This window comes from Campylobacter sp. MIT 21-1684 (genome assembly GCF_026241315.1).
In the GTDB taxonomy this organism is placed as follows: domain Bacteria; phylum Campylobacterota; class Campylobacteria; order Campylobacterales; family Campylobacteraceae; genus Campylobacter_D.
On record NZ_JAPHNA010000018.1, the window covers coordinates 1 to 13,664 of the forward strand.

At 33.1% G+C, this 13,664-nt stretch carries 26 protein-coding genes and 1 pseudogene; 22 read left to right on the forward strand and 5 right to left on the reverse strand.

The window, feature by feature from the left end:
• The 4 genes and pseudogenes from OQH62_RS06960 to OQH62_RS06975 form a co-directional block, all read right to left on the reverse strand.
• Nucleotides 1-447: pseudogene (locus tag OQH62_RS06960) on the reverse strand (hypothetical protein); the annotation flags it as partial.
• Nucleotides 444-1,061 (reverse strand): hypothetical protein, encoded by a 618-nt coding sequence (locus OQH62_RS06965; protein WP_266015674.1) that lies wholly within the window; start codon nt 1,059-1,061, stop codon nt 444-446. The gene OQH62_RS06965 and the pseudogene OQH62_RS06960, both read right to left, overlap by 4 nt.
• Complete coding sequence (locus tag OQH62_RS06970) at nt 1,058-1,723, reverse strand: hypothetical protein (RefSeq protein ID WP_266015676.1); 666 nt, start codon at nt 1,721-1,723, stop codon at nt 1,058-1,060. The genes OQH62_RS06965 and OQH62_RS06970 overlap by 4 nt, the downstream gene beginning before the upstream one ends.
• A 155-nt stretch (nt 1,724-1,878) precedes the next feature.
• Complete coding sequence (locus tag OQH62_RS06975; protein WP_266015678.1) at nt 1,879-2,478, reverse strand: FAD-dependent oxidoreductase; 600 nt, start codon at nt 2,476-2,478, stop codon at nt 1,879-1,881.
• Between the two features lie 150 nt (nt 2,479-2,628).
• On the opposite strand from OQH62_RS06975, the gene queF reads away from it, so the two are divergent.
• The 22 genes from queF to secY all read left to right on the forward strand — a co-directional run bounded on the left by queF (nt 2,629) and on the right by secY (nt 13,039).
• Nucleotides 2,629-3,024, forward strand: a complete 396-nt coding sequence (gene queF, locus OQH62_RS06980) for a preQ(1) synthase (protein WP_266015680.1) — start codon at nt 2,629-2,631, stop codon at nt 3,022-3,024.
• Between the two features lie 321 nt (nt 3,025-3,345).
• A complete protein-coding gene (rpsJ, locus tag OQH62_RS06985; protein WP_266015682.1) occupies nt 3,346-3,657 on the forward strand; it encodes a 30S ribosomal protein S10 in 312 nt (103 codons plus the stop codon).
• 9 nt (nt 3,658-3,666) lie between these two features.
• Nucleotides 3,667-4,242, forward strand: coding sequence for a 50S ribosomal protein L3 (gene rplC / locus OQH62_RS06990; RefSeq protein ID WP_266015684.1), 576 nt, complete (start codon nt 3,667-3,669; stop codon nt 4,240-4,242).
• Nucleotides 4,239-4,850 carry a 50S ribosomal protein L4 gene (gene rplD, locus OQH62_RS06995; protein WP_266015686.1) on the forward strand — a complete coding sequence of 204 codons (612 nt, stop codon included), beginning with the start codon at nt 4,239-4,241 and terminating at the stop codon, nt 4,848-4,850. The genes rplC and rplD overlap by 4 nt, the downstream gene beginning before the upstream one ends.
• A 2-nt stretch (nt 4,851-4,852) precedes the next feature.
• Nucleotides 4,853-5,134 (forward strand): 50S ribosomal protein L23, encoded by a 282-nt coding sequence (locus OQH62_RS07000; RefSeq protein WP_266015688.1) that lies wholly within the window; start codon nt 4,853-4,855, stop codon nt 5,132-5,134.
• A gap of 1 nt (nt 5,135) precedes the next feature.
• A complete protein-coding gene (gene rplB, locus OQH62_RS07005) occupies nt 5,136-5,966 on the forward strand; it encodes a 50S ribosomal protein L2 (protein ID WP_266015690.1) in 831 nt (276 codons plus the stop codon).
• A gap of 1 nt (nt 5,967) precedes the next feature.
• Nucleotides 5,968-6,249, forward strand: a complete 282-nt coding sequence (gene rpsS, locus OQH62_RS07010; RefSeq protein ID WP_266015692.1) for a 30S ribosomal protein S19 — start codon at nt 5,968-5,970, stop codon at nt 6,247-6,249.
• 9 nt (nt 6,250-6,258) lie between these two features.
• Nucleotides 6,259-6,651, forward strand: coding sequence for a 50S ribosomal protein L22 (gene rplV / locus OQH62_RS07015; RefSeq protein WP_266015694.1), 393 nt, complete (start codon nt 6,259-6,261; stop codon nt 6,649-6,651).
• Nucleotides 6,651-7,352 (forward strand): 30S ribosomal protein S3, encoded by a 702-nt coding sequence (rpsC, locus tag OQH62_RS07020; RefSeq protein WP_266015696.1) that lies wholly within the window; start codon nt 6,651-6,653, stop codon nt 7,350-7,352. The genes rplV and rpsC overlap by 1 nt, the downstream gene beginning before the upstream one ends.
• Entirely contained in the window at nt 7,353-7,778 is a 426-nt protein-coding gene (gene rplP, locus OQH62_RS07025; protein WP_266015698.1) for a 50S ribosomal protein L16, read from the forward strand.
• Nucleotides 7,765-7,950 carry a 50S ribosomal protein L29 gene (rpmC, locus tag OQH62_RS07030; RefSeq protein WP_266015700.1) on the forward strand — a complete coding sequence of 62 codons (186 nt, stop codon included), beginning with the start codon at nt 7,765-7,767 and terminating at the stop codon, nt 7,948-7,950. Before rplP ends, rpmC begins: the two co-directional genes overlap by 14 nt.
• A 9-nt stretch (nt 7,951-7,959) precedes the next feature.
• On the forward strand, nt 7,960-8,211 hold the full coding sequence (gene rpsQ / locus OQH62_RS07035; RefSeq protein ID WP_266015702.1) for a 30S ribosomal protein S17: 252 nt from the start codon (nt 7,960-7,962) through the stop codon (nt 8,209-8,211).
• Complete coding sequence (rplN, locus tag OQH62_RS07040) at nt 8,211-8,579, forward strand: 50S ribosomal protein L14 (protein WP_266015704.1); 369 nt, start codon at nt 8,211-8,213, stop codon at nt 8,577-8,579. Before rpsQ ends, rplN begins: the two co-directional genes overlap by 1 nt.
• Nucleotides 8,579-8,818: a 50S ribosomal protein L24 gene (gene rplX / locus OQH62_RS07045; RefSeq protein ID WP_266015706.1), complete on the forward strand. Its 240-nt coding sequence runs from the start codon at nt 8,579-8,581 to the stop codon at nt 8,816-8,818. The genes rplN and rplX overlap by 1 nt, the downstream gene beginning before the upstream one ends.
• Nucleotides 8,815-9,366, forward strand: coding sequence for a 50S ribosomal protein L5 (rplE, locus tag OQH62_RS07050; protein WP_266015708.1), 552 nt, complete (start codon nt 8,815-8,817; stop codon nt 9,364-9,366). Before rplX ends, rplE begins: the two co-directional genes overlap by 4 nt.
• Nucleotides 9,359-9,544 carry a type Z 30S ribosomal protein S14 gene (locus OQH62_RS07055; RefSeq protein ID WP_266015710.1) on the forward strand — a complete coding sequence of 62 codons (186 nt, stop codon included), beginning with the start codon at nt 9,359-9,361 and terminating at the stop codon, nt 9,542-9,544. Before rplE ends, OQH62_RS07055 begins: the two co-directional genes overlap by 8 nt.
• A 9-nt stretch (nt 9,545-9,553) precedes the next feature.
• Nucleotides 9,554-9,949, forward strand: a complete 396-nt coding sequence (rpsH, locus tag OQH62_RS07060; protein WP_266015712.1) for a 30S ribosomal protein S8 — start codon at nt 9,554-9,556, stop codon at nt 9,947-9,949.
• Between the two features lie 74 nt (nt 9,950-10,023).
• Nucleotides 10,024-10,560 (forward strand): 50S ribosomal protein L6, encoded by a 537-nt coding sequence (rplF, locus tag OQH62_RS07065; protein ID WP_266015714.1) that lies wholly within the window; start codon nt 10,024-10,026, stop codon nt 10,558-10,560.
• An 8-nt stretch (nt 10,561-10,568) separates the two neighbouring features.
• Nucleotides 10,569-10,925, forward strand: coding sequence for a 50S ribosomal protein L18 (rplR, locus tag OQH62_RS07070; RefSeq protein ID WP_266015716.1), 357 nt, complete (start codon nt 10,569-10,571; stop codon nt 10,923-10,925).
• A 9-nt stretch (nt 10,926-10,934) separates the two neighbouring features.
• Nucleotides 10,935-11,378, forward strand: coding sequence for a 30S ribosomal protein S5 (rpsE, locus tag OQH62_RS07075; RefSeq protein ID WP_266015718.1), 444 nt, complete (start codon nt 10,935-10,937; stop codon nt 11,376-11,378).
• A 3-nt stretch (nt 11,379-11,381) separates the two neighbouring features.
• A complete protein-coding gene (gene rplO / locus OQH62_RS07080; protein WP_266015720.1) occupies nt 11,382-11,774 on the forward strand; it encodes a 50S ribosomal protein L15 in 393 nt (130 codons plus the stop codon).
• Entirely contained in the window at nt 11,774-13,039 is a 1,266-nt protein-coding gene (secY, locus tag OQH62_RS07085; RefSeq protein ID WP_266015722.1) for a preprotein translocase subunit SecY, read from the forward strand. Before rplO ends, secY begins: the two co-directional genes overlap by 1 nt.
• A gap of 45 nt (nt 13,040-13,084) precedes the next feature.
• On the opposite strand, the gene OQH62_RS07090 is transcribed toward secY, so the two are convergent.
• Nucleotides 13,085-13,660 carry a ribonuclease HII gene (locus OQH62_RS07090; protein WP_266015724.1) on the reverse strand — a complete coding sequence of 192 codons (576 nt, stop codon included), beginning with the start codon at nt 13,658-13,660 and terminating at the stop codon, nt 13,085-13,087.
• Nucleotides 13,661-13,664 lie beyond the last annotated feature (4 nt).

Below are 13,664 nucleotides of genomic sequence, written 5' to 3' on the forward strand. Positions count from 1 at the left end.
AATAAGTTTTTTATTCTTTTTTTCAATAGGAAAGTATTGTGCTAAATTCTCAAGCCAATATGCTAAAGTTTTTTTGGAATTGTAGTTGTCGATATTAACACCAAGATTAAGCGCATTCTTACCTGCTTTTTGAAGTTTTTCACACAAAACGCCTTTAGCTTTATGACAAATATAGAGATGGGCATTAAGTTTTAGAAGTTCTTCTATATTTTCGTTATCATTTATACTTGTTTGTATCATTTCAAGTTTAGGAAAAAAGTCTAAAAGTACAGAATTTTTCATAGAGCTTAAAGAAGCTTTTGGCATAAGAACGAGTTTTGAATCAGTCCAAATTTGTATGAGTGGAGGCATAGGCCACATTCCACCAGCAACAGCCACTGTTTGAGTTGATTTTTGGGCAGCAAAAGCAAGGCTCAAAGTCAAAAATAAGGAAACGATTGATTTCATTTATGAGCCTTAATATCAAAATCAATCCAACGGATAAATTTTTCAAAAAAAGGTATGGTAACAGGCATAAAACCTTGTCCTATATGAAAATCAGGGTCTAGGGAACTTGCATACAAGGCACCTTTAAAATGAAAATTATCTTTATAAAGTATATTTTCGCCTATTTCGTTAATTAAGATTCTTTGGCATTCCTTGCTGACTTTAAAAGTGCCATGATAATGCCATTTGCATTCTTTTATATTGATAAAATCCCAAAAATTTTGCTTTGAATCAAAAGCAAATAATGGTAAATCTGCTCCTTCGTGTATCCACCACCAAAAATTAACCTCACTTTCTTTATAATCTAAATGTGGCAAAAAATTGTCCTCTATTCCGCCTAAAATGACTAGATTTCCACCATTTTCTAAATAATCAAGCAATTTCTGCGAATTCAAAACCAAAAATTTTGTATTTAAACGCGAAGCCAAAAATACACAATCAAAAGCTGTCAAATCTGTACTATGAAGCTTTGGAATATAAATGCTCTCATCAAACATTGGTAAAAATTTTTTGTTGTGCGAATAGAGTAAATTATGATGATAATATGACCCACCAAGAATAATAGCTTTTTTCATTTTGGCATATTCCTTTGCAAATAGTTTTCAACCCACAATAAAAGATTCAATCCAAGTCTTTTAGCTGTAGAGTTTTCAAAAAGTCCAAAGCCGAGTAAATCAGCCCCTGCACTAACAATAATGGCACCTTTTGTACTTGCACTATCAATAAAAGCTACACATTCGCCTTCACTATCCTTTAAGAAAATTTCGGCCTTACAAGGAGCCTTCATAAAACCTCTCGAAAAAAAGCCTTTTACACCTCTTCGATAACTAAGGTCATAATCCTTTACACCTTGCGTTATAAAATGTTCAGTTGTAACAATATCTCTCTCTTTAATTGGGACACTACTTGGAATATAAAAAGCTTGTATGGGCAGCCAATCTAAGTAAATTTGAGTAAAACTTAAAAGTACGCCGCCAAGTTCTAAAAATTTCTGCAACTGTTGCCTGTTTTCATAAAGCAAAACTTGATCAACTTCCATAGGAATAATAAGAATTTTATGAAGCAAAAATTCTTCTTTGGATAATTCTACATACGCATCTTTCTTAACAACAAGATCTTCATACAAAGAATTCTCATAAATCTTATTCTTACTATTTGTTGCGTCGAGATAGACTATGCCTCCGTATGATTTTATATATTCAAAATTACAATAGAGATAATCAAATACCCTAGACATAAAAACTCCAAATATTCTTTACTAAGAAAGGCAATTATATATGATAAAACTTATATTAAAATTAATAGTAATTATCAATTAATATTTTGTTAAAAAATAAAGAAGTTTTTAAAATAAATAAAATATATTTAAACCCAAAAAAGGGTTTATTATCTTTAAGAGCGTGAGCTTGGAGTATCGTGATGAACGCTTAATGTACCTTTTATATCACTTAATATCGCGCAAGCACTTTCATTGGCACTTCCCATCGCGCAAGCTACCATAGTAGTAACTCCTGAAACCAATCCAGCAGCATAAATTCCATCTTTTATCATTTGTCTTCCATAGCATTCTAAACGAATTTTTCCCTCTTTTGGCATAAGAGTATGAGGTCTTATAAAATCTTCTAAACCTTTGATATTACATTTTGAAGCTCCTGTTGCTACTATAATATAATCTGATTTTACTTTCAAACCTTCTGAATCAACGATGGTAAAATCTCCTTTGCGTCCTTGAATTTCAACAACGGCGCTGTCTATATATTTTACTTCAAGCATAGAAGAAATCTGTCCTTTAATATGAGCATAAATTTCATCAGCCTTTGCTCCTCTTGGAAAAAAAGGCACATTGTAAATTGCTGCTGCATTTAAATCGCCTTTTTTTTCATCAAACACTGTAAGTGCAAAATCAAGCTCATCATTTTTCGCTGCTGCAAAAAATAAAGCTGCACTCAAGCCAGCAATACTTCCACCTATAATTACGATAGATTTTTTCATAATAATTCCTTATAAAATGATATAAATTTTCATAATTTACTATAATAAAGTTATACTTTGGCAAAGAATAAAATTCTCTTTTCATTTCTGTTTTGAAATTCTTTAATGATATACTTTAATATATTTTTATTCAACAACTAAGGAAAAACAATGAAATACGGAGAAAAAGAAATTGCAAATTTCGACCCAAAAAAAGACCTAGAGCTTTGGGAAAATACAGCAAAAAATGATTATACTATTAAAATCACCTTGCCAGAATTTTGCTGCTTGTGTCCAAGAAGTGGTTATCCTGACTTTGCAACTCTTTCTTTAGAATATATCCCTAATGATTTTGTTATAGAGCTCAAAGCCTTGAAATTATATATCAATTCTTTCTTATATAAACACATAAGCCACGAAGCAAGTATCAATGAAATTTACAATACTTTAAAAACAAAACTCAAACCAAAATGGATCAAGCTCACAGCTGACTTTAATCCACGTGGTAATGTATATACAACCATAGAATGTCGTAGCGATCTAATCATACCCGAATCACAACATTAAGACTTACAAAAAAGTTCACTCATATACTCAAGACTCTACTAAGTCTTCTTGAATATCTCTACCATAAAAAATCTTTTCTTAATATTTTTACTATTTTATTTAAAAATTAAAGTTGAGACAGAAATTAAAAACAAACTAGAATTTCAAATTCAAAACTTAAAAAATATTGGAATTTTTTACATCTTAAAATAATTATTGTCCTCATAAAAAGTATAAAAATATATAAATTTTACAAAAATTCTTGACATTTAAAAACACTTTATACTAGAATGACGCTTCCGTTAGCCAAATACTAACAAGCTCTTTTATAAGGAAAAATTTATGGAAAGAATAAGGCTTAAGCTAAAAGCTTATGACCATCGAGTACTAGACAGAACAGTTGCAGCAATAGTAGAAGCTGTTAAAAGAACAGGTGCAGACATTAGAGGTCCGGTGCCTATGCCTACCAAAATCAAACGTTACACGGTTTTAAAATCTCCACATATTAACAAAGATTCTCGTGAACAGTTTGAAATACGAATTCACGTGCGTATGTTAGATATTGTAGCAGCAACCCCAGACACAGTTGATTCTTTAACAAAGCTTGACTTAGCTCCTGAAGTAAATGTTGAAGTTAGAGCTATGGGTAAATAAGGACAGATTATGGAATATATCGTAGAAAAAATAGGTATGAGCAGAACTATTGCTAATCCAAGCTTTGCTGTAACCTTGCTAAAAATACTCAATACAAAAGTTTGCGAGGTTGAAAATGGCAAAGCTTTTGTAGCATATTCTCAAGGAAAAACAAAAAATAAATGTATTTTAGGAATTCAAAAAAAATACAAACTATCAGCAGAATTTAACAAATTTGCCACTTTAGAAGTAGCAAATACAGAAGCTGGAGATTTAGATGAAAATCCGCTCAATGAAGCAAAAATTCTAAAAATAAGCTTTAATTCAAAAGGACGCGGATATAGCGGTGTTGTTAAACGATATGGTTTTGCAGGAGGACCTGCCTCTCACGGTTCAAGATTTCACAGGCGTCATGGTTCTATAGGAAATAGAGAGTGGCCCGGAAGAGTCCAACCGGGTGTAAAAATGGCTGGACATTATGGGAATACAAAAACTACAGTAAAAAACCAACTCATTTCTTATGACAGTGAAAATAAAATTTTAGTTGTTAAAGGTGCAGTTCCGGGATATAACGGTGCCATAGGAAAAATAAGGATTGCAAAATGAATAAAGTCGCAGTTTTAAATGACAATTTAGACAAAACAGGTGAGCTTGAACTTCCTGCAAAATATTCAGAAGTGAATTCACATAATCTTTACTTATATGTTAAATCTTATCTTTCAGCTTGTAGAGCAAATACAGCTCATACAAAAAGCAGAAGTGAAGTAAGTGGCGGTGGTAAAAAACCTTGGAGACAAAAAGGACGTGGTGGTGCAAGAGCTGGTTCTACAAGAACAAATGTGTGGGTAGGCGGTGCTGTGGCATTTGGTCCAAAAAATGAAAGAAACTATTTTCAAAAAATTAATAAAAAACAAAAAAGATTAGCCTTAGAAAGAGCTTTGGCAGATAAAGCAGCGCAAAATGCTTTCTTTGTCATAGATACCTTAAATATAGAAAGCGGCAAAACAAAAGATGCAAATGCTGTAATTAAAAAACTCGACTTAAAAGATGTATTAATAGTTAAGGATTCATTCGACAATAAAACATTTCTTGCATTTAGAAATTTAGCAAAGAGCTATGTGATAGATAAAAATGAGCTTAACGCTTATTTAGTCTCTGTATTTAATGCTGTGATTATCGAAAAATCCGTATTAGAAACCATTATGAAGGGATAATTATGGCAGATATTACCGATATAAAAACTATACTTTATACTGAAAAAAGCTTGAATTTGCAAGAAAAAGGCGTTGTTGTAATTCAAACTTCTAAAAGAATGACAAAAACAAGTTTAAAAACTGTTTTGAAAGATTATTTTGGTGTAGTTCCACAGAGTATTAATTCATTAAGAATGGATGGAAAAATAAAACGTTTCCGTGGAAAGATAGGACAAAAAAGCGAGTACAAAAAATTTTATGTAAAGCTCCCTGAAGGTGTTAGCTTAGAAAATATGGAGGCTTAAGATGGCTATTAAAACTTATAAACCTTATACACCAAGCAGAAGATATATTACGGGCTTGAGCTCAGAAGATATTACCGCAAAAGCAAGTGTTCGTTCTTTGCTTGTAAAACTCCGAGCTCACTCAGGTCGCAATAACTATGGAAGAATCACAAGTCGTCATAAAGAATCAGGAGCTAAAAAACTCTACAGAATTATTGATTTTAAAAGACGGAAATTTGATATAGAAGGCAAAGTTGAGGCAATAGAATATGACCCATATAGAAACTGCCGTATTGCACTCATTTCATACAAAGATGGAGAAAAAAGGTACATACTTCAGCCAAAAGGCTTAAAAATTGGAGACACTATAAGTTCGGCAGAAAGCGGACTCGACATAAAACCGGGAAATGCTATGAAGCTTAGAAATATTCCAGTTGGAACCATAGTACATAACATAGAACTCAAACCCGGCAAAGGCGGACAAATGATTCGTTCAGCAGGAGCCTATGCTCAACTTATGGGTAAAGAAGAAAAATATGTGATATTGCGACTTGCAAGTGGTGAAATGAGACAAGTATTAGGTGAATGTATGGCAAGCATAGGTGAAATTGGCAATGAAGAATGGGCAAATATAACCATAGGAAAAGCTGGACGCAATCGTCATAGAGGGGTTCGTCCTCAAACTAGAGGTTCAGCAATGAATCCTGTGGATCACCCACACGGAGGAGGAGAAGGGAAGAAAAATTCTGGGAGACACCCTGTTACTCCTTGGGGAAAACCAACAAAAGGTGCAAAAACTCGTCGCAAAAAAGCAAGTGATAAATTAATAATTTCAAGAAGAAAAGGGAAATAAGATGGCTAGATCGCTAAAAAAAGGTCCTTTTGTAGATGATCATATAATGAAAAAAGTCCTTCAAGCAAAAAAGACGAATGACAACAAACCTATTAAAACCTGGTCTCGTAGAAGTACAATAATTCCTGATATGATAGGTTTAACTTTTAATGTTCATAATGGAAAAAGTTTTATCCCTGTATATATTACAGAAAATCATATAGGATACAAACTTGGTGAATTCTCACCAACACGCACATTTAAAGGGCATAAAGGCTCTGTGCAAAAGAAAATCGGTAAGTAAGGAGAAAATGTGGGCAAAGCTTTTATTAAATACTTAAGAATATCTCCTATAAAAACAAGACTCATTGCAAGAGAAGTACAGGGTATGAATGCTGAACTTGCATTAGCAAGTTTGAAATTTATGCCAAATAAAGGTGCAAAACATATAGCTAATGCTATTTCAAGTGCGGTCGCTAATGGAGGTTTTGAAGCAAATGAGGTTATTATTCAGAGCTGCCGTGTTGATGCAGGTTCTGTTTTAAAAAGATTTAGACCAAGGGCGAGAGGAAGCGCGAGTCGTATTAGAAAACCAACTTCGCATATTTTGGTAGAAGTAGTAAAAAATGAAGCTATAAGCAAAAAAACAAAAACCGCAACAGAAAAGCCAAATACTAGAAAAACAAGCTCGAAAAAGGAAAACTAATGGGACAAAAAGTAAATCCAATTGGTCTAAGACTAGGAATTAATAGAAATTGGGAGTCACGATGGTTTCCAACGAAAGAAAATTTAGTAGAAAATATTGGCGAAGATTACAAAATAAGAGCTTTCTTAAAAAGAAAACTTTATTATGCGGGTATTAGTCAAATTCTCGTTGAAAGAACTGCTAAAAAACTTCGCGTTACTGTTGTAGCAGCAAGGCCAGGTATTATCATAGGCAAAAAAGGAAGTGATGTTGATATTCTAAGAAAAGAATTGCAAGACCTCATTAAAAAAGATGTCAATATTAATATTAAAGAAGAGAGAAAAGCCGGAGCTTCGGCTCAACTTGCTGCCGAAAGTGTAGCTACTCAACTTGAAAAAAGAATTGCTTTTAGAAGAGCAATGAAAAAAGTCATTCAAGGAGCTCAAAAAGCGGGAGCAAAAGGGATAAAAGTCTCTGTATCTGGTCGTTTAGGCGGTGCTGAAATGGCAAGGACAGAATGGTATTTAGAAGGACGTGTACCTCTTCATACTCTAAGAGCTAAAATTGATTATGGTTTTGCAGAAGCAAGAACAACTTATGGCAACATAGGTGTAAAAGTATGGATTTTCAAAGGTGAGGTTTTACAAAAAGGAGTTCAAGCAGAAAAACCTGAAGAAAACAGTTCGGTAAAAAAATCCAGACGCACCAGAAGGAGTAAATAAATGTTAATGCCAAAAAGAACGAAATATCGCAAAATGATGAAAGGTCGCAACAGGGGTTATGCGTGTAGAGGCACTGAATTTACTTTCGGTGAATTTGCGTTAAAAGCAACTGAAGCGGGACGCATTAATTCTCGTCAAATAGAGGCAGCTCGTATAGCTTTAACTCGTTTTGTCAAAAGACAAGGCAAAACTTGGATTCGAGTTTTTCCCGATAAGCCTTTAACAAAAAAGCCTTTGGAAACACGTATGGGTAAAGGTAAAGGTGCAGTTGAGGAATGGGTAATGAATATCAAACCGGGACGCATTATTTATGAAATGGCAGGTGTCAATGAAGAAATGGCAAAAAAAGCACTGACTCTAGCTATGCACAAACTACCTTTTAAGACAAAATTTATCACAAGAGAGGGTCAAAATGAAATATACTGAAATAAAAGATAAAACAAAGACCGAACTTGTTACTATGTTAAAAGAAAAAAAGTTGCTTTTATTTACTTTAAAACAAAAATTAAGAACTATGCAGCTTACAAATCCTAAAGAAATAGATCAAGTAAAAAAAGACATTGCTCGGATTAATACAGCAATGAGTGCTTTAAAATAAGGATACAAAATGGCATTTAAAAGAGAAATTCAAGGTACTGTTGTGCAAAAGTCTGGAGACAAGACAGCAAGTGTATTAGTCGAAAGAAAAGTTGTACATCCAAGATACAGAAAAATTGTAAAACGTTTTAAAAAATATCTCATTCACGATGAAAAAAATCAAGTTAAAATAGGTGATACCGTCATTGCAGTGGAATGCAGACCCCTTTCAAAAAGAAAAGCCTTTCGTTTAAAATCTATATTAGCCACAGGAGTTGAGTAATGATTCAAAGTTTTACAAGACTTGCAGTTGCTGATAATAGCGGTGCAAAAGAACTTATGTGTATAAAAGTATTAGGTGGGAGCAAAAGAAGATATGCTACCATTGGAGATGTAATCGTTGCGTCTGTAAAAAAAGCTCTACCTAATGGGAAGGTAAAAAAAGGTCAAGTAGTTAAAGCTGTTATTGTTAGGACAAAAAAAGAAATTCACAGAGATAATGGCTCTTTGATTCGTTTTGATGAAAATGCAGCAGTAATACTTGATAATAAGAGAGAACCGATTGGGACAAGAATTTTTGGACCAGTAGGACGTGAAGTTAGATATGGCGGTTTTATGAAAATCGTTTCACTTGCACCGGAGGTTCTATAATGGCACATAAATTAAAAATTAAAAAAGGTGATAATGTAAAAATTATCGCAGGTGATGATAAAGGTAAAACAGCTAAAGTCTTAGCCGTTTTACCTAAGAAGAATCAAATTTTAGTTGAAGGTTGTAAAATTGCTAAAAAAGCAATAAAACCTAGTGAGAAAAATCCTAATGGCGGTTTTATAAACAAAGAAATGCCTATAGATATTTCCAATGTAGCAAAAGTTCAGGAGCAACAATGAGACTGAAAGAAAAATATACTCAAAGCATAAAAGCTGCACTAGCAAAAGAATTTAACTTTAAAAATCCTATGCTCATTCCTTATATCGAAAAAATAGTTATCAGTGTAGGTGCTGGTGAATTAGCTAAAGACCAAAAAGTATTGCAAAATATTGCTGATACAATTTCTTTAATTTCTGGACAAAAAGCTGTTATTACAAAGGCAAAAAAATCAGTCGCTGGTTTTAAAGTGCGCGAAGGTTTTCCTGTGGGTGTTATGGTAACTTTAAGAAAAAACACTATGTTTGCTTTTTTAGATAAACTTATTTCTATTGCTTTACCTCGTGTAAAAGATTTTAGAGGCTTAAGTCAAAATGGATTTGATGGAAGAGGAAATTACAATTTTGGACTTGATGAGCAATTAATGTTTCCCGAAGTTGAGTATGACAAAATTTTAAGAACTCACGGAATGAACATTTCTATCGTAACAACAACACAAAATGACAAAGAGGCACACAAATTATTAGAACTTTTTGGTATGCCTTTTGCAAAAGGAAAAAATAATGGCTAAAAAATCAATGATTGCGAAAGCGGCACGTTCGCCTAAATTTAAAGTAAGAGGGTACAGCAGATGTCAAATTTGTGGGCGTCCGCATTCAGTTTATAGAGATTTTGGAATTTGCAGAGTTTGTTTAAGAAAAATGGGCAATGAAGGTTTGATTCCCGGTCTTAAGAAAGCAAGTTGGTAAGGAACAATTATGATAAATGATATAATTTCAGATTCACTCACTCGTATTAGAAATGCAGGAATGAGAAGACTTGAAACAACAAAACTTTTACATTCTAAAGTTGTAGAAGCTTTAGTAGGAATTTTTCAAACAAAAGGTTATATAGAAAGTTTTAATATTGTAGAAGAAGATAAAAAGAAATTTATTAATGTAGTCTTAAAATATGACGAAAAAGGCAAAAGTGTTATCAACGAATTAAAAAGAGTTTCTAAGCCCGGTCGCCGTGTTTATAAAGGCAAAGACGAAATTAAACGTTTTAAAAATGGCTATGGTACTATTGTTGTAAGCACAAGTCAAGGGGTTTTACCAAATGATGAAGCGTATAAAGCTGGAGTCGGTGGTGAAATTGTATGTACCATTTGGTAAAATATCTACTTTTTAGCAATCAAGTATCCATTCTTGAACAAAGTAGAAATGCTAGATTATAAAAAGGAATCAATATGTCTCGTATAGGGAAACAGCCTGTTATTATTCCAACAGGAGTAGAAGTACAATTAGAAGGGAATTTGCTCAAATTCAAAAAAGGGAATGTGGCTAAAGAATTAGACATAAAAGCAAATGTAAATGTTGAGATAAAAGATGGCGCTATTCTTTTCTCTCCAAAAGACGAAAGCAGACAAAGCAGAGCATATTGGGGAACTTACAGGGCTTTAGCTTATAATGTAATTGTAGGTATTACCGATGGTTTTTCAAAAACGCTTGAAATCAACGGAGTAGGATATAAAGCCGCTTTAAAAGGCAAAGTTTTAGAGCTTAGTCTTGGATTTTCACACCCAATTAATTTCGATATTCCCCAAGGCATTGAAATAGTAGTAGATAAAAATAATGTTATCGTTAAAGGAAATGATAAACAAGTCGTCGGTCAAGTTGCTGCCCAAATTCGCGAATTTAGACCACCTGAACCATACAAAGGAAAAGGCGTTAAATATTCTGATGAACGCATTATCCGTAAAGCTGGTAAAACATCTAAAAAATAAGGTAAATTATGAGAGCAAATATATTAAAAAGAAAACTTCAATTAAGGATTAAAAGAAAAAAAAGAATTCGTGCAAAAATTTCTGGTTGCCAACTTCATCCAAGAATTTCCGTTTTTAAGTCAAATAAAACCTTATATATCCAAGCAATCGATGATGTTAAAGCTCTCACTTTAGCAGCCATTAATGGTCATAAATTAGGAATTAAAGCAAATAAAGAAGGAGCAAAAAAAATCGGTGCTGAATTTGCAAAAATTTTAAAAGAGAAAAAAATAGAACAAGCACTCTTTGACAGAAATGGTTATATTTACCACGGTGTCATTGCAGCTTTAGCTGAATCGTTGCGAGAAAATGGCATTAGGCTATAAGGAGAATTGATGGAAAAATACAATAAAGAAGAATTTGAAGAAGTAATAGTTGATATAGGCAGAGTTACTAAGGTTGTTAAAGGTGGGAGAAGGTTTCGATTCACTGCCTTAGTTGTTGTTGGAAACAGAAAAGGACTTGTAGGAATAGGCTATGGAAAAGCTAAAGAAGTTCCAGATGCCATCCGTAAAGCAGTTGATGATGCATTCAAAAATATCATTGAAGTCAAAACTAAAGGTTCTACAATAGCCCACGACGTAGAAGTGAAATACAATGCAAGCAAAATTTTACTTAAACCTGCAAGCGAAGGGACAGGAGTAATTGCTGGAGGTTCAACACGTCCTATTGTAGAGCTTGCTGGGATTAAAGATATTTTAACCAAATCTTTAGGATCAAATAATTCTGCAAATGTAGTACGTGCTACAATCAAAGCCTTAAAAATGCTAAAAGGATAAGAAATGAATTTACAAAAAGCAGCTGGTTCAACAAGGAAAATAAAAAGAATAGGTCGTGGTCAAGGTAGCGGTATGGGAAAAACCTCTACTAAAGGAGGAAAAGGACAAACTGCAAGAAAAGGATATAATGAAAAAAGAGGATTTGAAGGAGGGCAACAACCTCTTCAAAGAAGATTGCCAAAAGTGGGTTTTAACTCGAAAATAGAAAAACCTTATGCAATTAATGTCGAAAAAATAAAAGCACTTAAAGAGCTTGAGGAAATCACATTTGAAAGTCTTAAAAGTGTACATAAAATTTCAAAAGCTGTAAAAAAAATCAAACTCATAGGTACGGGTGCCAAAGAGTTAATTTCGAAAATCAAAGATAAAAATATTACCGTTAGCGGAATAAAATAATGAATAAAACACTAGTAAATAAAATTTTCATCACTTTAGCATTTTTATTTGCTTATAGAATTTTAGCTTATGTTCCAGTTCCGGGTGTTAATGCTAGTGTTATTGCGGAATTTTTTAACACAAATCAAAATAATGCTTTAGGTTTATTTAATGTTTTCAGCGGAGGAGCAGCAGAGAGATTTTCTATAATCTCACTCGGTATAATGCCTTACATCACCGCTTCTATTATTATGGAATTACTTGCAGCAACATTTCCAAATATTGGAAAAATGAAAAAAGAACGTGATAGTATGCAAAAATATATGCAAATCATACGTTATGCAACTATAATAATTACTTTAGTACAAAGCATAGGCGTTGCTATAGGTCTGCAAAGTCTTCACGGAAGAAATGGAGTTGGGGCTATTATGATTGAAAATATAAACACTTTTATCGTTCTTTGCGCCATTTCTATGCTTGCAGGAACTATGCTTTTGATGTGGATTGGAGAACAAATCACACAAAAAGGCGTTGGTAATGGAATATCACTTATCATTTTCGCTGGTATTGTTTCAACTATTCCTTCAGCTATTTCAAACACAGTTGGACAAATCAATTCAGGGGAAATGAATTTTCTTACTGCTCTTGCAATCTTAGTATTAATACTTGTAACTATTGGTGTTATTATTTATGTAGAACTTGGAGAGAGACGTATTCCTGTTTCTTATTCACGCAAGATTGTAATGCAAAATCAAAACAAACGCATTATGAACTATATCCCTATAAAATTAAATCTAAGCGGCGTTATCCCACCAATTTTTGCAAGTGCTCTTTTGATGTTTCCAACTACCCTTTTACAAACAAGTACCAATGAATATTTATTAGCCATAAATGATTTTTTAAATCCCAATGGTTATTTCTTTCATATTTTGACTTTTATCTTTGTAATCTTTTTTGCATATTTTTATGCTTCCATAGTTTTTAATGCGAAAGACATAGCTGAAAATCTTAAAAAGCAAGGTGGTTTTATACCCGGAATACGACCCGGAGAAGGTACAGCAAATTATCTCAATGAAGTAGCTTCGAGGCTTACTTTATCAGGCTCTATTTATCTTGGACTTGTAGCAACACTTCCTTGGGTTCTAGTAAAATTTATGGGAGTACCTTTTTATTTTGGCGGTACTTCTGTTTTAATTGTTGTGCAAGTCGCTCTTGATACAATGAGAAAAATTGAAGCTCAAATGTATATGAATAAATACCAAACCCTTTCAGCAGTTGGACTTTAAACATTTTTGGATTGCATTTGCAATCCAAATGAATTGTATTTGTTTTTAAAAAAGCTTAAAACTTTTCCTATGCAATGCACAAATTCCAAATTGTTTCAAGAGTTCTTTGTGCCTTTTCGTTCCATATGCCTTATGTTTTTCAAATTCATATTCTTTAAATTCATCAGCCAAAAATTTCATAACTCTATCTCGCGTAACTTTCGCCAAAATACTTGCTGCACTAACAGCAGGTACACTTACATCAGCTTTTACAAGAGTTGAAATACCACTTACTCCAAAATTAGTATTTCCATCGTAAAGAAAATGTATGTTTTTATTGAAAAATCTATCATCAATTTTTTGCAAGAAATGTCTTCTAATTACTTCTAAGCCGAGTCTTAAACAAGAACTAAGCCCTAAAGTATCAATTTGAGTAACCGAAAAAGCAAGAATACAATACTGCGAATTGTTAAGAATTTGCATATAAAGCTCTTCACGTTTTCTTTCGGTTAGTTTTTTAGAATCACAAAGCCCATCGATTGTATTTTTAAGACAGCAAGCTGCCATCATCATAGGACCTGCTAATGCTCCACGTCCTGCTTCATCAATCCCAACAAGCTGAGAATTTTGTTTATATTGCATTTTT